17 protein-coding genes are annotated in these 18,466 nt (G+C 55.0%); 11 read left to right on the top strand and 6 right to left on the bottom strand.

The features are described 5' to 3' along the window. Positions 1 to 125: 125 nt before the first annotated feature. The 4 genes from CHB83_RS05345 to CHB83_RS05330 all read left to right on the top strand — a co-directional run bounded on the left by CHB83_RS05345 (position 126) and on the right by CHB83_RS05330 (position 4,555). Positions 126 to 1,877 carry a helix-hairpin-helix domain-containing protein gene (locus CHB83_RS05345; protein ID WP_089331932.1) on the top strand — a complete coding sequence of 584 codons (1,752 nt, stop codon included), beginning with the start codon at positions 126 to 128 and terminating at the stop codon, positions 1,875 to 1,877. Positions 1,878 to 2,064: 187 nt separating this feature from the next. Continuing rightward, positions 2,065 to 3,123, top strand: a complete 1,059-nt coding sequence (locus CHB83_RS05340) for a glycosyltransferase family 9 protein (protein ID WP_089331931.1) — start codon at positions 2,065 to 2,067, stop codon at positions 3,121 to 3,123. Positions 3,124 to 3,369: 246 nt separating this feature from the next. Further along, the gene (locus CHB83_RS05335; RefSeq protein ID WP_089331930.1) at positions 3,370 to 4,023 is read left to right on the top strand and encodes a hypothetical protein; all 654 of its coding nucleotides are present in this window, start codon (positions 3,370 to 3,372) and stop codon (positions 4,021 to 4,023) included. A gap of 265 nt (positions 4,024 to 4,288) precedes the next feature. Next, positions 4,289 to 4,555 (top strand): UBP-type zinc finger domain-containing protein, encoded by a 267-nt coding sequence (locus CHB83_RS05330; protein WP_072144789.1) that lies wholly within the window; start codon positions 4,289 to 4,291, stop codon positions 4,553 to 4,555. A gap of 79 nt (positions 4,556 to 4,634) precedes the next feature. Here the strand turns inward: CHB83_RS05330 and serS are convergent, their stop codons facing one another. Beyond that, on the bottom strand, positions 4,635 to 5,909 hold the full coding sequence (gene serS, locus CHB83_RS05325; protein ID WP_055562463.1) for a serine--tRNA ligase: 1,275 nt from the start codon (positions 5,907 to 5,909) through the stop codon (positions 4,635 to 4,637). A gap of 483 nt (positions 5,910 to 6,392) precedes the next feature. Between serS and rho the strand changes: the two genes are divergently transcribed. Continuing rightward, complete coding sequence (rho, locus tag CHB83_RS05320; RefSeq protein WP_089331929.1) at positions 6,393 to 8,657, top strand: transcription termination factor Rho; 2,265 nt, start codon at positions 6,393 to 6,395, stop codon at positions 8,655 to 8,657. A gap of 73 nt (positions 8,658 to 8,730) precedes the next feature. Here rho and CHB83_RS23755 read toward each other — a convergent pair whose 3' ends face one another. Then, entirely contained in the window at positions 8,731 to 9,429 is a 699-nt protein-coding gene (locus CHB83_RS23755) for a T9SS type A sorting domain-containing protein (protein WP_179225460.1), read from the bottom strand. A 947-nt stretch (positions 9,430 to 10,376) separates the two neighbouring features. Here CHB83_RS23755 and CHB83_RS05310 point away from each other — a divergent pair. Next, positions 10,377 to 11,039, top strand: coding sequence for a DsbA family protein (locus CHB83_RS05310; protein WP_089331927.1), 663 nt, complete (start codon positions 10,377 to 10,379; stop codon positions 11,037 to 11,039). A 102-nt stretch (positions 11,040 to 11,141) separates the two neighbouring features. Here CHB83_RS05310 and CHB83_RS05305 read toward each other — a convergent pair whose 3' ends face one another. The 4 genes from CHB83_RS05305 to CHB83_RS05290 form a co-directional block, all read right to left on the bottom strand. After that, positions 11,142 to 11,759 (bottom strand): hypothetical protein, encoded by a 618-nt coding sequence (locus CHB83_RS05305; RefSeq protein ID WP_089331926.1) that lies wholly within the window; start codon positions 11,757 to 11,759, stop codon positions 11,142 to 11,144. Between the two features lie 161 nt (positions 11,760 to 11,920). Beyond that, positions 11,921 to 12,802 (bottom strand): UbiA family prenyltransferase, encoded by an 882-nt coding sequence (locus tag CHB83_RS05300; RefSeq protein WP_089331925.1) that lies wholly within the window; start codon positions 12,800 to 12,802, stop codon positions 11,921 to 11,923. Between the two features lie 171 nt (positions 12,803 to 12,973). After that, the gene (locus tag CHB83_RS05295; RefSeq protein WP_089331924.1) at positions 12,974 to 13,768 is read right to left on the bottom strand and encodes a hypothetical protein; all 795 of its coding nucleotides are present in this window, start codon (positions 13,766 to 13,768) and stop codon (positions 12,974 to 12,976) included. Between the two features lie 41 nt (positions 13,769 to 13,809). Then, positions 13,810 to 14,232: a hypothetical protein gene (locus CHB83_RS05290; protein ID WP_045690026.1), complete on the bottom strand. Its 423-nt coding sequence runs from the start codon at positions 14,230 to 14,232 to the stop codon at positions 13,810 to 13,812. Positions 14,233 to 14,596: 364 nt separating this feature from the next. On the opposite strand from CHB83_RS05290, the gene CHB83_RS05285 reads away from it, so the two are divergent. From CHB83_RS05285 to CHB83_RS05265, 5 genes are all read left to right on the top strand, one after another. Then, the gene (locus CHB83_RS05285) at positions 14,597 to 15,241 is read left to right on the top strand and encodes a hypothetical protein (RefSeq protein ID WP_089331923.1); all 645 of its coding nucleotides are present in this window, start codon (positions 14,597 to 14,599) and stop codon (positions 15,239 to 15,241) included. Between the two features lie 66 nt (positions 15,242 to 15,307). Then, complete coding sequence (locus tag CHB83_RS05280; protein WP_045687218.1) at positions 15,308 to 15,607, top strand: winged helix-turn-helix domain-containing protein; 300 nt, start codon at positions 15,308 to 15,310, stop codon at positions 15,605 to 15,607. Between the two features lie 57 nt (positions 15,608 to 15,664). Beyond that, positions 15,665 to 17,353 (top strand): DUF4153 domain-containing protein, encoded by a 1,689-nt coding sequence (locus CHB83_RS05275; RefSeq protein ID WP_089331922.1) that lies wholly within the window; start codon positions 15,665 to 15,667, stop codon positions 17,351 to 17,353. A gap of 110 nt (positions 17,354 to 17,463) precedes the next feature. Then, positions 17,464 to 17,715 (top strand): hypothetical protein, encoded by a 252-nt coding sequence (locus CHB83_RS05270; protein ID WP_089331921.1) that lies wholly within the window; start codon positions 17,464 to 17,466, stop codon positions 17,713 to 17,715. Further along, entirely contained in the window at positions 17,715 to 18,122 is a 408-nt protein-coding gene (locus CHB83_RS05265) for a hypothetical protein (protein WP_143437008.1), read from the top strand. The genes CHB83_RS05270 and CHB83_RS05265 overlap by 1 nt, the downstream gene beginning before the upstream one ends. The last annotated feature ends 344 nt before the right edge of the window (positions 18,123 to 18,466 follow it).

The following is an 18,466-nucleotide window of genomic DNA, read 5'->3' as shown; positions in this document are numbered from 1 at the left end:
GTAGCTGTTGCGACCCAACTGCCGAAAGTAAACAAATTGACCGCGTCCTGCCCAAGATGGGTAGCCAACATACGTATACGCCCCAGCCTAGGCTACATTCATCCCACCCGCTACCTTTGCCAGCTATGGACAACCGTGCCCTCATCCGTGCCTTCCGTCTTGCGGCCCAGCTACTGGAGCTGCACGAAGAAAACCCCTTTAAAATTCGAGCCTACGAAGGCACCGCCAGTGCCCTGGAGCAGCTAAGCGTACCCGTGGCTACACTAGAGCGGCACGGCCTGCCCGACCGCACGGGCCTAAGCAAAACAGCCGCCGCCAAAGTAGCCGAAATGCTCGATACGGGTACGTTTGAGGAACTTACGCGCCTCCTTAATAGCACGCCGCCCGGTGTAGTAGAGCTCTTAGGCATCAAGGGCATTGGCCCCAAAAAAATCCGGAGCCTGTGGAAGGAACTAGGCATTGAGAGCCCCGAGCAGCTGCGCGAAGCAGCCGAGGCCGACCAAGTAAGTAAGTTGAAAGGCTTTGGCAAGAAAACGCAGGATGCTATTCTAGCGGCCCTGGAATTCACGAGTCAGAGCCAGGGCAAAGTGCTCTATCCCCAAGCCGAGGAACTAGCCACTAGCTTGGTGGAACACGTAAAGGGCGCGGCTGGCGTATCGCAAACCGCCGTGACGGGTGAAGTGCGCCGCCGCTTGGAAATAGTTGAAACGGTGAGCGTGGTAGCAGCCACTACCGACCCCGCAGCCGCGCATGCAGTGCTCAACCAGTTAGAAGGTATCACCGCCGATCCGTTGCTGAGCGGCCCATTCGCATGGCGCGGCACGGCCACGGCATCCGGCATCAAAGTGGAAGTGTTGTTTGTAGCACCAGCTGATTTTACTAACCAAGTATTCTTGCAGTCAGCAGCAGAGGCCCACCTGACCGAGCCATTGGGTGAGGCAAGGGCTGGGCAACCGGCTACCCTGCGCCAGTGGGCAAAGCGGGAGCGTTTTGCCTCGGAGGCCGACATCTACCAGAAAGCAGGCGTGCAGTACGTGGAGCCTGAATTGCGCGAAGGGCTGGGGGAGCTAGCCCTGGCCCGGGAAAACAAGCTACCCCGCTTGCTGGAAGACCAGGATTTGCGCGGCTCCCTGCACAACCATAGTACCTACTCCGATGGCAGCCACAGCCTACGCGAAATGGCCACTTTCCTGCGCGACCAGGGGTACGAGTACCTGGGTATTTGTGACCACTCGCAAGCTGCTCACTATGCTAATGGCTTGCAGCCTGAGCGCGTGCGCCAGCAGCAGCGCGAAATAGATGAACTAAACCAAGAATTGGGTCCTTTTCGCATTTTCAAGGGCATCGAGTCAGATATTCTCTCCGATGGCTCCCTGGACTACCCACCGGCTATCCTCGAAACGTTCGACTTTATTGTCGCATCGGTGCACAGCAACTTGAAAATGGATGAGCGTAAAGCCACCACCCGGGTGCTGCGGGCCATCGAGAATCCGTACACTACCATGCTAGGCCACCCTACCGGCCGCCTGCTGCTACGCCGTGAGGGCTACCCTCTCGACCACAAAGCCATTATTGATGCGTGCGCGCAACACCAGGTTATCATCGAAATAAATGCCAACCCCTGGCGTCTTGACCTAGACTGGCGGTGGGTGCATTACGCACTGGAGCAAGGCGTGCAACTCAGCATCAACCCGGATGCCCACCACACTAATGGCTACGCCGATATGCGGTACGGAGTGTTTATGGGCCGAAAAGGCGGGCTAACCCGAGAAATGACCTTCAACGCCAAGTCGGCGGCGGAGGTAGCCGAGTATTTTGCCCAACGTAAGGCCGCCATCAAGCCACCTCTGGAGTTTAAGGATTCCTTGTTTGGATAGTAACCCCGGCTAGCGCTGGCGGGCGCTGCACACTGCCTTCTGTAGGCAATTGCGGACGCGTAAACTAACGCTTTGCCTACGGAAGCTAGTGCCGCCACGTAAGTGCTTCTACCTATTTCACTTCTAGGAAGGTGGAACTCATTGCCGATTTCAGCCTTTAGGCCACCAGAGGCCGAACCCTTGCTGCATGAAAATCCTTGTTCTGCGCTTTTCTTCCATTGGCGACATTGTGCTCACAACTCCCGTACTGCGCGGCCTGAAATTACAGGTGCCAGGTGCGGTAGTACACGTGGCTACCAAGCCAGCGTTTCGGGGCCTTATTGAGCCGAATCCGTACGTTGACAAAGGTCATTACCTAACCGGGAGCCTCAAGGAACTGGTAGCGGAATTGAAGGCCGAGCAGTTTGACTTTGTGGTGGACTTACACCATAATCTGCGCACTAGCCTAATTAAGCTGCAATTAGGCGTGAAGTCTTCCAGCTTCAATAAGCTAAACTGGCGTAAGTGGCTGCTGGTAAACCTGAAGGTAAACACCATGCCGCGCGTCCATATCGTGGATCGGTACTTGGCAGCGGCGGCACCTTTGGGAGTGCAAAACGATGGGCGCGGGCTAGATTATTTCATTCCTGCCAAGGATGAGGTAGATGTTCATACGGACCTGCCGGCGGGCTTCCAGCGAGGATATATTGCATTTGCCATTGGTGCCCAGCATGCTACCAAGCGTCTGCCCGTAGAGCGCATTATTGAATTGTGCGGGCAGTTGCGCCAGCCCATTGTCCTACTCGGTGGCCCCGGTGATGAAAGCACTGGGCACGTGGTAGAACTAGCTTTCGAAAAAGAGGCCGCCGCAATTTCACCTGCTCCCGGCCGCATCCCCGACAGCCCGGCGTATTTCCCGGCGCCTCCCGTCACCAAGGCTCCTCTGATTTACAACGCCTGTGGTAAGTTCTCACTCAACCAATCGGCCTCATTAGTTCGTCAGGCGCAGCTAGTAGTAAGCCACGACACGGGCCTGATGCACATAGCTGCTGCGTTTCGTAAGGAGATTGTAAGTGTGTGGGGAAACACCGTGCCGGAGTTTGGCATGTATCCTTACCACACAGAGTTTCGCATTCTGGAAGTAAACGGGCTGCCCTGCCGACCCTGCTCCAAGATTGGCTATGAAAAGTGCCCTCAAGGGCATTTTAAGTGCATGCGCGACATCCGCTTCGACTTGGACTTTCCAGCTTCACCAGTTGGTCGCTAGCCTAAGTAGTCTAGTTGTATTTCCGCCAACTGTACCGGCTAGTCCATATCCTAGGCTGAGCTTCACTGTCCTTTACCAGCCACGGATAACGCGGATATTTCGGCGCAACGTGTTTGCTTGAATTTTGTTTCGCTTTATGTGTTAAATATAATTAACGGCGTTTCTATATGTTGCGGAATGTTGTATAATTGCAAGCGTTTTAAGCAGGCATAATCCTATTTCATACATTCACTCTTACAGCTCTCTATGCGAGTTTTTACTTTTCGAGTGCTAGCTGTTTTGCTAGTATCAGTACTCTTTACCGCCTGCGGCCCCAGCATTTATATGGCTCAGGATTTCCGTTCGTATGCTCCCAAGCATAAAACGGTAGCTATTTTGCCTGCTGCAGTTACCATGCAGCTCCGTCCTAACCAGGCTCGTCGGATGTCAACGGAGCAACTGCGTGCTACTGAGCAGCAGAGTGGGATAGACTTCCAGGAGAAAATTTACGCATGGTTGCTTCGTCGGAGCCAGCAACGTGGGTATACCGTACAATTTCAGGATATAATGCAAACCAATACGCGTTTGCGCGAAAGCAATATCCCCTATACTGAATTGCGTAGCCACTCGCCGCAGGAGCTAGCCAAAATCCTTGGAGTAGATGCCGTGCTTACTACGAGCGTACGTACGTCTAAGCCCATGAGCGACGGCGCTGCCGTAGCAGTAGGCCTGCTGGTAGGTGCCTGGGGTGCCACCAACCAAGCCAACATCACCGTTAACATCCACGAGTCGGATGCTGGTAAGCTTTTGTGGAAATACGACTACATAGCTTCTGGCTCAGTAGGCAGCTCCACGGAAGGCATGGTAAATGTGCTGATGCGCAACGCATCCAAGAAATTTCCTTACACTCCCAAATCATAAGGATGCCCTGATTTCAGGAGGCTTACTCTAAGCCGCTTCTACCTGCTTTGGTAGAAGCGGCTTTTTGTTAGAAAGGGGCAGGGGAAATATTGAGGTAGAACTAGAGCATCAGCCTTGAGCAGCAGCAACGCCTGCGGATTATATCGGGGAGGTGGCCCGTGTAAAAAAACCTTAACAAGCGGTGCACTGCGGTTGACAATCAACTTAATAGGAGCAGAATAAAGATAGTTAGCTATACTCGCCCACACTTTATGCCTTGCTACCCATGGCCCTCTGCAACCACCTTCACTCCTTACACACCTTATTGCCGGCCCCAAGTGAGCACGTCTGCCCAGAATGCATAGCCATGGGCGACACGTGGGTGCACTTGCGTGTATGTCAGACCTGCGGGCATGTTGGCTGCTGCGACTCCTCTAAGAACAAGCATGCCACGCGTCATTTTCGTGCTACCGAGCACCCCGTTGTCACCTCCGCCGAACCTGGCGAGCAATGGGCATGGTGCTACGTAGACAGCCAACTGGCCGAGTTTTAGATACCGTTGCTACAGTTACCCCAAACTAAAGAGGCCCGCTACGGCGGGCCTCTTTAGTTATACACTGTTGTACTACTGCTTACTTGATGGTATCAAAACCACAGTAGCTATGTAGTACGGCGGGCAAGCGAATACCCTCTGGGGTTTGGTTGTTCTCCAACAGTGCTGCAACAATGCGGGGAAGGGCCAAGGCCGAGCCATTGAGCGTGTGAAGTAGCTGCGTTTTACCATTTTCACCACGGTAGCGCAGCTTAAGACGGTTAGCTTGGTAGGTTTCAAAGTTAGAGGCCGAACTTACTTCCAACCAGCGCTGCTGGGCGGCGCTCCATACTTCCAAGTCAAAGGTGAGGGCCGAAGTGAAACCCATGTCGCCGCCGCACAGACGCAGAATTCGGTAGGGTAGCTCCAACTGCTGTAATAGCCCTTCAATATGCGCTACCATACCGTCGAGGGCCTCGTAGCTTTTCTCGGGATAGGTAATATGCACGATTTCCACCTTGTCGAACTGGTGCAGGCGGTTGAGGCCGCGCACATCGGCACCCCAGCTACCTGCCTCCCGCCGGAAGCAGGGAGTATAGCCCGTATTACGAATCGGCAGTTGATCGGCGGCAATAATCTCGTCGCGGTATAGGTTGGTGATGGGTACTTCGGAGGTCGGAATCAGGAAGAGGTTGTCCTGCGCATCGTGGTACATCTGGCCCTCCTTATCGGGTAGCTGCCCGGTGCCGTAGCCGCTGGCCTCATTCACCAAAATCGGAGGCTGCACTTCGTCATAGCCCGCATCGCGGGCCTGGTCCAAGAAGAAGTTGATCAAAGCCCGCTGAAGACGAGCGCCTTGCTTCTTATACACGGGAAAGCCGGCGCCCGTGATTTTGTTGCCTAGCTCGAAGTCAATGATGTCGTACTTCTTGATTAGCTCCCAGTGGGGGAGGGCATCGGCTGGCAGCTCGGGCTTCTGGCCCCCTTCGCGTACTACCTCATTGTCTTGGGCGGTGCGGCCTTCGGGTACGCTGCTATGGGGTAGGTTGGGAAGCTTGTAGAGCGTTTGCTGCAAGGCAAACTCCACCTGCGTAAGCTCTTCGGCGTGTGATTTGGTTTGCTGCTTCAGGTCGGCAGTGCGAGCTTTTAATACCTCAGCACCGGCTTTGTCGCCAGACTTCATCAAGCCGCCAATTTGGCGGGCTAGCTCATTGGCTTCCGCCTGGCTGGCATCGTGAGCCGTTTGCAGGTCTTTGCGGCGCTGGTCGAGCGTCAGTACGGCCTGCACATCGGCCTCCGCAGTTTTATAATGCTTTTTGGCCAGGGCGGCCAGCACCGCATCGGTGTGCTCTTTCAGTACAGAAACTTGCAGCATAACGGCAGAAAACGCGAATTGGAATACAACAAAAGTATAGTTCTTATTTGGCAGATGCAGCAAACGCCACCGATTTGCTTATGATAGGCAGCGGCCGTTTGGCACTAATACACAGGTACTATCTCGGCTACGCAGCTACAGGCTGCAAAATTTCTTTGGGTAAGAAGCTGTTTACGTGAATCCTTATGACCAAAAACCGCGTTATGAACACAGACTGTAAAATCTGGAATATGATTTGGCAGTTCCCGTGTATTACCTTAACATTGCGCTAGCAAGCCGGCGGCTGATGCCGGGCCCGCAGTCTACAATTGTACATGCGTGCGGCCCGCAATTTTTCCAGCGCCTTCCGCTACCACCCTCCTTTTTGCTTCCGCTTTCTGTTGATTGCGCACTGCTGTGGCCGTGCCTTTTGTGCCCAGAATGGCCTGTGCTGCCTGTTGTTCGGCTTAGTACCCCCGCCTGATTTTTGCCCCGCATCTTATTATGTACACTATTGAAGAGTTGAAGGACCGCCTGTTGTCCGATTTGAAGGAAATTGCTGAAGAATTGAACGTTGGTAACTTCAAAAAACTCAGTAAGCAAGATCTCATCTATAAGATCCTTGATCAGCAGGCTATTACGCCCGCCGATAAGCTTCCTAAGAAAACAAAGCCCGCTACGGGCAAGGCTGCTAGTGCGGCCCCAGTAGTGGAGGAGGTAGCCACGGCTGAAGTAACCCCCGAGCCTGCCGCAACTCCCGCCCCTCGTCCGGCCCGCAGTGCCCGCCCCGCCCGTGCTCCGAAAGCTGCTCCTGCCGCCGCCGCCGTACCTGACGAGGCAGCCCCGGTAGCTGAAACCCCGGTGGTAGAAGCCCCTGCCGCCCCCGTTGCAGAAGTAGCACCACAGGCACCAGTAGCCGAAGCACCCGCTCCTGCTCCCGTAGAAGTGCCTTCCACGGAGGTGCCTAGTGCTGCACCAGAGGTTAGCCCTGCGCCAGTAGAAGCACTACCCGCTCCCGCGGCTGCCGATGGCCCCGACCGCCCTGTGAAATTATACCAGCGCCCAGAGCGTCGCCAGCGCACCGACCGTGCCGGCCGCCCCACTAACGGCGCTGTTGCTACCGCTTCTGAAGTGGCGGTGTTAGAAGCCCCCGCCGAAGACTCAGCTCCCGTGGCAGAGACTCCGGTTGCGGAAGTAGAAGCCTCAGTAGCTCCAGCGCCCGCCTTGGCTCCCCAAAGCCTACCCCGCGAGCTGCGCCCAATTGACCCCACGGCACCTGCGCCCTTGCGCGATGGTCGCGACCAACGTTTTCAACGAGATGGCCGCGATGGTCGCTCGGAGCTTGGGCAGAATGGCCGGGAGCCTCGCCCCGCCAATGACCAGCCCCGCAGCGACTTCCGCAACGATGCGCCTCGCGAGCCCCGCGATGTAGTGCAGCGTCCCCTGCGCGACGGCGTCCGCCCCGATGGGCGTGAAGGACGGGAGCAACGCCGGGAGGAGCGCTACGCAGCACGTGAACTGCAACGCCAGCAGCGCCAGGCCGAGCGCCTAGAGCAGCGCCAGGGTCAGCACGGAGAAGCCCGCCTGAATGGTACGGAGCCCCGCCCCGTTGTTGATCAGCAGCAGCCCCGCCCCGCTTCACGGCCGGAGTTCGACATTGTCATTCCCGGCGACGGCACCTTGGAAATGATGCCCGATGGGGGCTATGGTTTCCTCCGCAGTCCGTTCTATAACTACCTCGCCTCTCCCGACGACATTTACGTGTCGCCGCAACAAGTGAAGCAGTTTGCCCTGAAAGCCGGCGATACGGTGAAATGCACTATCCGTCCGCCTCGCGAAGGTGAAAAGTATTTCGCGCTGGTGGGGGTGGAAAGCATCAACGGACGTTCGGTAGAAGAAGCTCGCGACCGTATTCCGTTCAACAACCTGACTCCACTCTTTGCGGAGGAGCGTCTTAAGCTCACTACCAAATCGGGGCAGTATAGCACGCGCATTCTGGACTTGTTCTCGCCAATTGGTAAAGGGCAACGGGGGCTAATTGTGGCTCAGCCGAAAACCGGTAAGACGGTGCTGCTCCAGGAAATTGCCAACTCCATCAGTGAAAACCACCCCGAGGTGTACCTGATGATCTTGCTCATCGACGAACGCCCGGAAGAAGTAACGGACATGGCGCGCTCGGTGAAAGCTGAGGTACTCAGCTCTACCTTCGATGAAACGGCCGACCGCCACGTGAAAATTGCCACTATCGCCATGGAGAAAGCCAAGCGCCTAGTGGAATGCGGCCACGATGTGGTAATCCTGCTTGACTCTATTACCCGTTTGGCGCGTGCTTACAATACGGTACAGCCTGCATCGGGTAAGATCTTGTCGGGTGGTGTAGATGCCAACGCTTTGCACAAGCCCAAGCGCTTCTTTGGCGCGGCGCGCAACGTGGAAGATGGTGGTTCGCTCACCATCATTGCTACGGCCCTCATTGAAACTGGCTCCAAAATGGACGAGGTTATCTTCGAGGAATTCAAAGGCACCGGCAACATGGAATTGCAGTTGGACCGCAAGCTGGCTAACAAGCGCATCTTCCCCGCCATTGACGTACCTGCTTCCGGTACCCGCCGCGAAGACCTGCTCATGAGCAAGGATGAACTGAACCGAATTTGGGTTCTGCGGAAGTTCATGTCGGACATGACTGCCTCCGAAGCTATGGAGTTCTTGAAAGACCGCATGAAAGGCACCAAGGACAACGAGGAGTTCCTGATGGCTATGAATGGCTAGGGCCCTAGTTTAACTCAACAAAAAGCCCCGCTCACTTCTCGTGAGCGGGGCTTTTTGTTGGCAGCTTGGGTTACTACTGACGCACGAAGCGCTGGGTAGAATGTTTGCCACCCGTAGTCAATTCCAGGAAATACATGCCAGGGGGTACATTCTGGATGTTTACCGTTGCACCACCAGCAGCAGTGCCTGCTGCTACTGTTTGGCCCGTAGCGGAATAGATGCGATACTGCACCGTTTCGTCGGTGGCCGGTAGGGTAATGGTGCCGGCGCTTGGGTTGGGGTACACGGCAGTTTCTAGTTGGTTGAGTCCCGCAACTGCGGCCACAGCGGAGTACGTGTCTTTGCCATCGGTATCTACCTGGTGCAAGCGGTAGTAAGCCGTACTATTCAGTGGGTTATTGTCCGTAAACGTGTAGGTAGCTGCCGTGTTGGTAGTGCCTTTCCCATCAACTCGGCCAATAGTCTTGAAGACTTTGCTATTGCTGCTACGCTGTATCTCAAAGTACGCGTTGTTTAGCTCAGTAGCAGTAGCCCAGTTTACTGATACGTTGTTGCCCTGACGAGCCGCTGCAAACTTGGTTAAGCTAACAGGAAGCGGACTAGCACTAGTGATAATTACATCGTCTATAACTAAAGCAGACTTAGCATTTGCCTCTAGTGTAATTCGAAGAGTGGCTGTAGTTATGCCAGTAGGTAAGGTTAGTCTAACAGTGCTAGCGCCAGTTCCATTCCCACCATAAGCACTGCTTCCAAGGTTACCTGATGGAGTCACTGCATTGTTTACTGCTGGATAATTGGACGATACTACACCATTAGCTCCAAAATCCCAGTAAGAGCCACGTGAAGAAGTGCCTTGTACTGTAATGTAATCAGTGAAATTACTATTAATATTAGTTGCTAAGCTCAATATAACTCTTCCGGTGGCATCAAGACCACTGCTGGCACCATCTGAATAAGCTGCTAAACGAAAGCTAATTGTGCTGCCCTCCGATCTAGAAAAGGATACAGGAGAGAAAGTCAACTGAGAAATAGGCCTTGCAATACCAGTACCATTAGGATTATATACTACAAATCCACTTGAACTGCTTGTATAATTATTGGGGTAATTAGCTCCTTGATTAGGAAGCGCATTGCTACCACTGATACTTGATGCATTACCTGATCTTATAGTTCCAGGATACCCTGTATTACCTATAGTGCTGTTTGTGTACGATAAATTACCTGTGCCATCGAAATTTTGGATACTCGTAAACTGAGCCATTCCAGGAAGAGCAGTTCCTAGGAACAATAAAGCACCTGCTGATAAAATTTTAGCTGCGATTCTGTGGTGTGTGGGAGAGAGTAGGACTACTTTCATGAAAATGGTGAGTGTGCCCGGCAGGGTGTAATGACCGGAAGCTTGTGAACTAGATTGGAGCTAGAATATGTGGTGCGCGGCTAGTCGAGAGCTTGCAATGGCATAACCAAAGTGTTTTTGTATAGCAAGCAGTCAACTAGATAATAGATGAAGCTAAAGGAATGTATTAGAGCTAATTCCCAAAATAGGATCATCGATTCTCAAGTTAGGTATTAAAATGCTCATATGAAAAATATGATGTCGGGCTGTACTTCTCGTTGAACGCGCCAATTATGTTGCTGAGTGAAGCTGAGCAGTAGCTAAATGGTAATAAAAGGCGGTTTGGCTTGCAGAAAGGGGAAACTGTTGGTTCTTTGCGGACTATGCAGCACCAGCCCGACCTCCCCGAAATTCTTTACATTTCTGATCCTCTGTGTGGCTGGTGCTACAGTATGAGCCCCACTATCCAGCGAATACAGCAGGAGTGGGCCGGTCGAATTGAGGTTTCGGTACTATGTGGCGGTATGGTTACCGGCAATCAGGTAGGGCCTATTGGTGAAGACTGGCCCGATCTGGAAGCTGGCTTGCAGCAGGTAGAGACCGTAACGGGAGTGCCATTTGGCGCGGGTTTTCGGGCGCTGGGAGCTGCCGGTACCTACGTGCAAAACTCAGAGCCGCCATGCCGGGCCATTCACGCTTTCCGACAACTCCGGCAGGAGCACACTGCCCGTTTTGCCCATGACGTGCAGCGCGCCTACTTCCACGATGGCGCCGACCTGAATGATATGGGTACCTACGAGCCCTTAGCCGCTGCTTACGGAGTAGATATGGTTAATTTTCGCCGCCAGCTGGCTCTACCCGAAACTGCCCGCGGTACTCAGCTGGAATTTGCGGCCGTGGCTAAAATCGGCGTCCAGGGATTCCCAACCTGCATCTTACGCGTTGGTCAGCAAGGCTATGTTCTGGCACGTGGGTATCAGCCGTACGAGGTGTTTGCGGCAGGGCTAGAGCAGGCACTAATGCAGGCCGAAGAAGAATCGCGTTAGGTCCTGTATCAGGCCTGGTGCCAAACAGAGGCAGTTACTACGCATAGAAAAGCCCTGCTGACTATACGCCGGCAGGGCTTTTCTATAGAAATTACGAATGCATTACTGCACTCGTACCACTTGTTTGCTGGGCACTGACCACGCAATGACCCGGCGGTCTTCTTTACCTACCAGGTAATGGAAGCCGGTAGCATCGGGACGGCGGCGCAGATCATCCCAGGCGGCCCGGTCGGCCAAGCCCGGCTGGTAGGTAGCGGAAGCCGGTACGGCGGGACGTTGAAAATTCTTGTCGGCGAAAAATTCGTCCATGCGGCGGCGTACGTAGGCTTCCCGCTCGGCCTGGGTGGCAGTTGGGCCTTTCATCTCATACACCAGTGCTGCCTCCAAGTCAGAGGCGCTCAGCATTTCCCGAAAAATCACTTGACCACTAGCGGTTGTAATGGTGAAGGCCGCTTCTGCGCTCAGCAAGTTGGGGCCCCGTAGCACTAGCGTAAAGACGTCGGGTACGGAGGGGGAAGAGAATACGTGGCGTTTCCGAACCACCTTCAACGTGTCCGATTGCGCGTCCACGGCCGCGGCCCGGGTAGTATCCAGTGGCTCGGCAGGTATTTGGGAGGTGTCGGCGGTAGGGTTGGTAGTTTCCGAGTTGGTTTGCTCGTTGGCGGGGGACGAGCAAGCAGCAGCTAGCGGCAGGAGCCACAAAAGGGAACGACGCATCATACATCCCGGATTAAGTGAGAAGCTACTGTGTACGCGCAGGTGGCCCCCAATGGTTTAGCTTCAGCTACCTACCCTACTATGACAGGTTGGGCTGCTGGTACAGGGTAGGGGCGCGTTCCTGTTTCAGCAGATGCGTGGTTCTACCGTATGCTTACTAGGGGTTAAAGCAGATGGCGCAGTAGCATAAGAACAAATGCCACGCTGAGGCAAAGCGAGGATACCTGATTCATGCGCATGGTGTGGTCGAAATCGGCGGCTCGGGCATCGTGCCACACCGCCCGAGCCCACCGCAGGAACAGAAACGTAACGGGCCCAGTAGCCAGCAGGAACAACAGTAAATTGGGGAGCTCCCGTCGCCAGAAGTACGCGGCAGCTAAGGTAGTGGCTCCGAGCAGTAGGCCCAGCCCCGCAAATACAAACGTACCCCGAATACCCAGGCGGAGGCTCAAGGTCTGGTCGCCGCGACGGGAATCTTCCTGATGCTGATACACTTGTGTGAGAGGGTAGGAGCCGCACAGAAAGAGGGTGCTGACCAGCGCCAACAGTAGGTTTTGGGGGTGATATATCTCGGCGGGGGAAGCTCCTACGCCTATCTGCGTCATCAAAAACGTGTATAAGCCCTGAAACACTACCACAACTACCGTGCTGGCCAAGGGGTACTTCTTGAGTCGGATGCCCTCGTAGCTGTAGGCTTTCGACACAAGTAGATAAATGGCTACCAGGAGTGCAAACCACCAGTTGAGTAGTAGGGCGCCACCCACCGCCAAGGCGTCGAATAACCATACCAGATGTAGCAGCTCCGCCGAGACTTTAGGCGGGCTCTTAAGGCCCCCAATGCTGCCCTCATCCCGGTCGTAGTAGCTGTTGTACCCATTGGAAGCAGGGTAGGCTAATAGGTGCAGCACGATAAATACGCCCGCGGCTCGTGCTGGGCTGAAGGGCTGGCGCAGGGCGCTCAGGCCGAACCAGAAAATCGGCATTAAGTACACCGAAAAAGGAATGCGCAATAGGGGCAGGGCCCGGCGGTAAGCAGCAAAAGGCATGAGGGACGGGGCGTAAGCTTCGGCGTGCGCCGCGGGGCTTGCTCAGCAGAACAAGTCGGCTCCACGGCATTAGCTGCAAGCTAAAACTAAAATACGGCCCGCGTGGTGGCTCAGCGCTGCAAGGCCAGATGTTAGGAAGTAGGTTACAGCAGGCAGTGAGCCTAGCCAGGCTTACGCGCCTAGGTTGCGAGGAAGGCCAATCAGGTACGTCACCTCAGGGCCCCACCAATGCCGCACCTTGCCTGCTTGCCAAATAAATGTGTCCTGTGGGTCGGCGCGGTGAGCTAAGGCTAGCAGTTGCTCGGGCGCATACATGCGCAGAATGGAGACGCACCCATCCCAGATGGTAAACAGTGGAATAAGCGGTACCACGTACGTAAACACCAGCCGGCTAAGGCGAAAAGGCCGAATAAATGGCGTAATAAGCAGTTGTGCCACGGGCAGCACCGTCAGGGCCAACAGAATTTCCGCCCAGTGCTTGCCCGCGCCCTCAAATACCCCAATACCGGCCCGCTGCCGCACGGCATCGGTGAGCAAAGCTGTGGCCGTAGGCGGTGCGAAATGGTGGAATGCGGAGAATACCGTCCGGAAACCGCCCAAATGGGCTGGTACCGCCGTGGCATCTACGGACATTGCCGCGAAATACAGGCCTGGAGTGCGGGAAGCCAAGAGCTGCCACGCTGCGGGCTGGGGGTATAAATCAGTAAGGGTTACTTGGGCTGCGGGCAAGCCAGTAGTTTGGAGGGTGCGCACAACCCCCTCGGTTCCTCCGCCCGCGCCGGCGCAGAGCTCAAGCATGGAAGCTTGGCTGGTTTGCTCAAGGGCGTTGCGTAGCAAGGGCACAATAGGCTGGTAAATGCCCAAGCTTGAAATCATGAAGCGCAAATAATCCATCATGCCTGCCCGGATAACACGCGGAAACCAGGGCAGGTCTTCAAACTCGAATAGGTGGAGGCGGAGTTTCACACCTCGCCATACGCGGAAATGGTGGCTAAGGCTGCCACAGGTTAGCTAACCGCGGGCACATTGCGCTGAGCGGGACCATACAACCATAGCACTGCGAGCAGCGCGGCACCTAGGTACGGCAACGACATTTCGAGCAAGCTTGTCAAGGAATCAATGGGAAGCAACAGTAGCAATAGGTAGTTCGCCACCAAGAAAAACAAAACCACGCCTAGCAGAGCCAGGGTCCGGCGGGGCCAGTCGGAGCAGCAGCGGCTCATAATGGTAAAGAACGGCACTACCAGTGGAATGATAGCCAACGATGCCATGGCCCCTACCAGGCCCGCTAGTAAAGCAATGGGGTAGTCGTTGAGGCGGTCGAGCGAGAAATCAACGAGCAGCCATAGAGTGCCGCCTACATTGCTAAAGGCCCATAGAAGGATAGTGCGAATTAAAGTAGAAGGAATTGAGGAGTAAGATTGTAACATGGAGTAGTACTGATTGGTGGAAAGTAGAGTTGGAAGTATGGACCCATATACGGGGGGTAAAAACCCGTTGGATTAGCTAGAAACGGTGCTTTTATGGGAATTGGCGAGCTATTTTGAACCAACATTTTCCCGAACTGAGAAAGGGGGCCAGTTCTGGCTCAGTTACAGCCATCTACTTGCTTTTAGTAGGCTGACGCCAGTAGCCCACGGGCTGGAAATAACGAGAGGCACCCTGGGCAACGCCACAAGTAAAATCCTTTGGCTAGTGAGGTAAATGAGGGCGACTCATTAAAAAATTAGCGTCCAAGGCTTGGAAAAAAACTTTAAATCACTGTGCTTTGCAATACAAAGTGCTTTTAATGTTATGAAGCCCGCTACCGATCCACTCGCTCAACTCACCGAGATTCGCGCCATCATGGAGCGGTCTTCCCGCTTTATTTCTCTGAGTGGCCTTTCCGGGGTGGGGGCCGGGGTAGTCGCCTTGGCGGGGGCCGGGGCCGGGCATTGGTTTCTGCGTCGGGAGTATGGTAGCGCCGGCTTCTTACGTCTGTTGCAAAGCACGGAGGAGGAGCGCTGGTTAGTGCTCCCCTACCTGCTACTGCTGGCCGCCCTCATGATTGGAGCAGCACTGGCCGTGGCTACTTTCTTTACCGTGCGCCGGGCTCGGCGGGCTGGTCTGCCCGTATGGAGTGCCTTAGGTCGGCGGCTTGCCATCAGCATGGCCATTCCGTTGATAACGGGAGGGTTGTTCTGCCTCGCCTTGTTCACGCGGGGAGCAGTGAGTTTGGTAGTACCAGGCCTGCTGGTGTTCTACGGTCTCGCTCTACTCAATGCCAGCAAATACACCCTCGATGAAATTCGGTGGCTGGGACTCACGCAGATAGGACTAGGATTAGCAGCAGTGTTGCTGCCTGGCTTTGGGTTGGCGTTCTTTGCACTTGGGTTTGGTCTGGGGCACATTCTCTACGGCCTGCTGATGTACAACCGCTACGAGCGGCAGGAGGGGTAGCCCTTGCGTTCCTCTCTACGTAGCACTGTTCAATAATTCGCTGGTGTACTGCTGGCGCTACTACTTGTGAAACACAACATCCACACGCTAAACAAAGCTTTCGACAATCGGGTACGGTTGGGCGTGATGGCTGTGCTCATGGCAAACGAGTCGGTAAGCTTCAACGAGCTGAAAGAAGCACTTGACCTAACCGATGGCAACTTAGCCAGCCACGTGTCGGCCCTGGAAAAGGCTGGCTATGTGCAAGTCAGTAAGCAGTTTGTGGGGAAAAAGCCCAATACAACCTACGCCGCCTCTACCGACGGAAAAAAGGCGTTTCAGGAGCACCTAACGGCCCTGGAAAAATTGCTGCGCGGCGCCGTGTAATTTTTTTTGTCCTTAAACTTTGAAATACAAAGTTCTTTTCAAAAAATAAGTAACGATATGTCTACGCTTGCTACCCCAGTTTTGCCCGGCGCTTCCTCGGCGCGGGTTATACCCCTGCGGCTACCTCTCACGGCGCTACAAAAGTTGCTGCTGTCGTTGGGCGCTATCGGTTTCGATGTTCTATTCTGGAATCAGAATGTAGGGCTGAACGTAGCGCTTTACACGCTATTCGTGGTCGTTGGCACGCTGGTGGGGCTGCCTGCGCACGCTCCGCAGTGGCGCTCCACTACCTTCCGGGCTACCTTGTTGGGTACTCTGCTAAGTGCTGGCTTGGTGGTGTGGTACGCGTCTGGAGCGGCCAAACTGGCCTGCGTGGCGTCGCTTACTATCTGGCTGGGCTACCGCAACCAACCTCACCTGAAACTGGTGGCCTACGCCCTGCTTACGGCGCTGGGAAATCTGCTGCGCGTTGTCCCCGCGGTACTATCAGGGCTATTGCACATCCTTCACATATCGCGCACGAGTAGCAGCCCTTGGGGTGGGCGCGTTCGGTTTTATGCCCGCCTGCTGGTACTGCCGCTAGTGGTTTTGTTTGTATTCCATATATTGTTCAGCATGGCTAACCCAGTGTACAGCCAACTCAGTAGCAAGGTGCTAGCTCAGTTGGGCGACTGGCTGACGTGGTTGCTATCTGGTATTTCGGTGCCTCACCTGCTGTTTTTCCTGGTAGGGCTGTCCGTTACTATTGGGGCGTTGGTAGTAGTGCCCTTCCACTTCTTTGCGGATAGTGAATCGCGGTTCGGGGAATTTGTACGGCGGCAGCGCAATCGGGTAGCTTCGTTTGGTGTACGCCAGCCCGATTTCAGTCGGCGCACCTTCCGCACACTGGATTTGCGTAAGGAGTACCTGGCTGCACTGGCTGTGTTTGGGCTAGTGAACCTACTGCTGCTGGCCGTAAACGCCATTGATATTAGCTGGATCTGGTTTGGATTTACCCCCGGCCCTAGCTTAGACCTAACTCAATTTGTGCATGAGGGTACCTACGTGCTCATTTTGAGCATTCTGGTAGCCATGGGCATCATGCTATGGTTTTTCCGCCGTAACCTCAATTTCTACGGTCGTGGTTTGTCCGCCCTGCGCTGGGGCGCTACCGTGTGGGTAGTGCAGAATGCGGTGCTGGTGATATCGGTAGGGCTACGTAACTACTACTACATTCTCTATTCCGGGCTGGCCTACAAGCGTATTGGGGTGTATGGCTTCCTGCTCCTAACGCTGTTTGGGCTGGGCACTATACTTCTGAAGGTCTGGCAGCGTCGCTCGGCTTACTCCCTAGTGCGCCTCAATGGCTGGGCCTCCTACGTCGTGCTGCTTCTGCTGGCCGCCGGCAACTGGGAAGTATGGATGGTGCGGTACAACCTGCAGCCCCGCTTCCGCCAAGTAGACCTCGACTTTCTGTTGACCATGCCGCCGCGCGTTTTGCCGGAGCTGGCCGCACGCCAAGCCATTCTGGATGGCATGAACAGCATTGCCGTGACTAGCCCCGATGGCTACCACGAAAACCACGTGCAGCCCGCCGAAGCCCGCCGCCTGGTGCAGGAGCGAGTAGCTCAGTGGTTGGTAGAATATGGCCCTACTCATCGGCAGTGGCAAAGCTGGAACTGGGCCGAGGCCTCTGCCTATACTCAACTAACTGGCCAACCAACTGCGGCTCACTCCCCGCGGCTTAGCCCCCGGGTACGTTTCTAGCAAGGGCGAGCAACAGTATGCTTCTCCCATTTGCGTGGCTTAGCGCGCTACTTCCAGTAGCCGAGGTAGCGAGTTGGTGATATTCTTTTCACTTCCTAAGTTTTAAAGTCATGACTTTCCTTCCCTTACTGCTGACGGTAGCAGGTGGTTTGTTCTGCGTGGGTTGCGTAGCGAGCCTTGCGTTTCTGCTTACCTGGCGCGACTTCGCCGCTACGCCTCCCGAGCGTACCCGCCGCCATTGGTGGGCCGTGCTACCAGGCACTGCCTTACTACTTGGCTTATTGCTTTGGACGCTCCTGCACGTGATGCTGCTCTGGACGCCTAATGCTGCCCCCGTTGCCTTCGCTACTCCCGCCCCCTAATGCAATCTTCTTCTTCCAGCCATCTTCCCTCTGTTGGACGCAGCTTGGGAATACTTATTGGTGCCTTGGCGCTACTCTGGACGTGGCAGCAGTTTCCGAGCTGGTACGCCCTAGGCCACGACGACGCCACCGCAGTGCAGCGCCTACAGAGCTATTGGTTTCAGCCCTTACTACTAGGTGTTGTGCTGGCACTTGCCAATTTGGGCGTACTGCGCTGGAGCACGTTGCCGCTGGCTCTGCCTAGCTCTCCGGGCTCCTTGCTCGATCCGCCTCGCTGGCAGCAAAATTTAGTGTTCTGGGCTTGCGTAGCGTTCCATGTGGCCAGCCTGCTGGGCCTACTGCTGTTAGGTAGCGGCTGGGTGAATGCAGAGCAGTTATGGGCCACTACCAGGCCAACGCTATCCTGACAACTGCGTGGCGAATTGTGGCCATACTACCACCGCGGTTTGGTAGATGCTGACACTAGCAGCAAGCAGGTTGAGCGTGTTCAGTCACTAGGAGCTATGGCCGCACACGTCCCAAGCCATCAGGACTTTTAGGCTGGTGGCTGGCATGATCTTACATTATCGGTAATACTTACCCGCCCAATGGGCAATGCCGCGAGTCAAACATACAGCCTACTCCCGGCAACGATAATCTCTTGGGCTAGTCTAAGCTACATTTCGGCCTGGGCTCCGTGGCGAGGAAACCTGCTCTGCTAGTACCTGTACACTTCATTCGTAGCCAAACTGCAAGACTATGGGCCTATAGC

The organism is Hymenobacter mucosus, assembly GCF_900188255.1.
In the GTDB taxonomy this organism is placed as follows: Bacteria; Bacteroidota; Bacteroidia; order Cytophagales; family Hymenobacteraceae; genus Hymenobacter; species Hymenobacter mucosus.
Note: the sequence above shows the minus strand (reverse complement) of the source record. Positions and strands in the feature narration are given on the sequence as shown.

What these genes read in the sequence shown, in the direction of transcription:
- CHB83_RS05345 (WP_089331932.1), top strand. Translation starts at nt 126, where the DNA reads ATGGACAACCGTGCCCTCATCCGTGCCTTCCGTCTTGCGGCCCAGCTA.
- CHB83_RS05340 (WP_089331931.1), top strand. Translation starts at nt 2,065, where the DNA reads ATGAAAATCCTTGTTCTGCGCTTTTCTTCCATTGGCGACATTGTGCTC.
- CHB83_RS05335 (WP_089331930.1), top strand. Translation starts at nt 3,370, where the DNA reads ATGCGAGTTTTTACTTTTCGAGTGCTAGCTGTTTTGCTAGTATCAGTA.
- CHB83_RS05330 (WP_072144789.1), top strand. Translation starts at nt 4,289, where the DNA reads ATGGCCCTCTGCAACCACCTTCACTCCTTACACACCTTATTGCCGGCC.
- serS (WP_055562463.1), bottom strand. Translation starts at nt 5,909, where the DNA reads ATGCTGCAAGTTTCTGTACTGAAAGAGCACACCGATGCGGTGCTGGCC.
- rho (WP_089331929.1), top strand. Translation starts at nt 6,393, where the DNA reads ATGTACACTATTGAAGAGTTGAAGGACCGCCTGTTGTCCGATTTGAAG.
- CHB83_RS05310 (WP_089331927.1), top strand. Translation starts at nt 10,377, where the DNA reads ATGCAGCACCAGCCCGACCTCCCCGAAATTCTTTACATTTCTGATCCT.
- CHB83_RS05305 (WP_089331926.1), bottom strand. Translation starts at nt 11,759, where the DNA reads ATGATGCGTCGTTCCCTTTTGTGGCTCCTGCCGCTAGCTGCTGCTTGC.
- CHB83_RS05300 (WP_089331925.1), bottom strand. Translation starts at nt 12,802, where the DNA reads ATGCCTTTTGCTGCTTACCGCCGGGCCCTGCCCCTATTGCGCATTCCT.
- CHB83_RS05290 (WP_045690026.1), bottom strand. Translation starts at nt 14,232, where the DNA reads ATGTTACAATCTTACTCCTCAATTCCTTCTACTTTAATTCGCACTATC.
- CHB83_RS05285 (WP_089331923.1), top strand. Translation starts at nt 14,597, where the DNA reads ATGAAGCCCGCTACCGATCCACTCGCTCAACTCACCGAGATTCGCGCC.
- CHB83_RS05275 (WP_089331922.1), top strand. Translation starts at nt 15,665, where the DNA reads ATGTCTACGCTTGCTACCCCAGTTTTGCCCGGCGCTTCCTCGGCGCGG.
- CHB83_RS05270 (WP_089331921.1), top strand. Translation starts at nt 17,464, where the DNA reads ATGACTTTCCTTCCCTTACTGCTGACGGTAGCAGGTGGTTTGTTCTGC.
- CHB83_RS05265 (WP_143437008.1), top strand. Translation starts at nt 17,715, where the DNA reads ATGCAATCTTCTTCTTCCAGCCATCTTCCCTCTGTTGGACGCAGCTTG.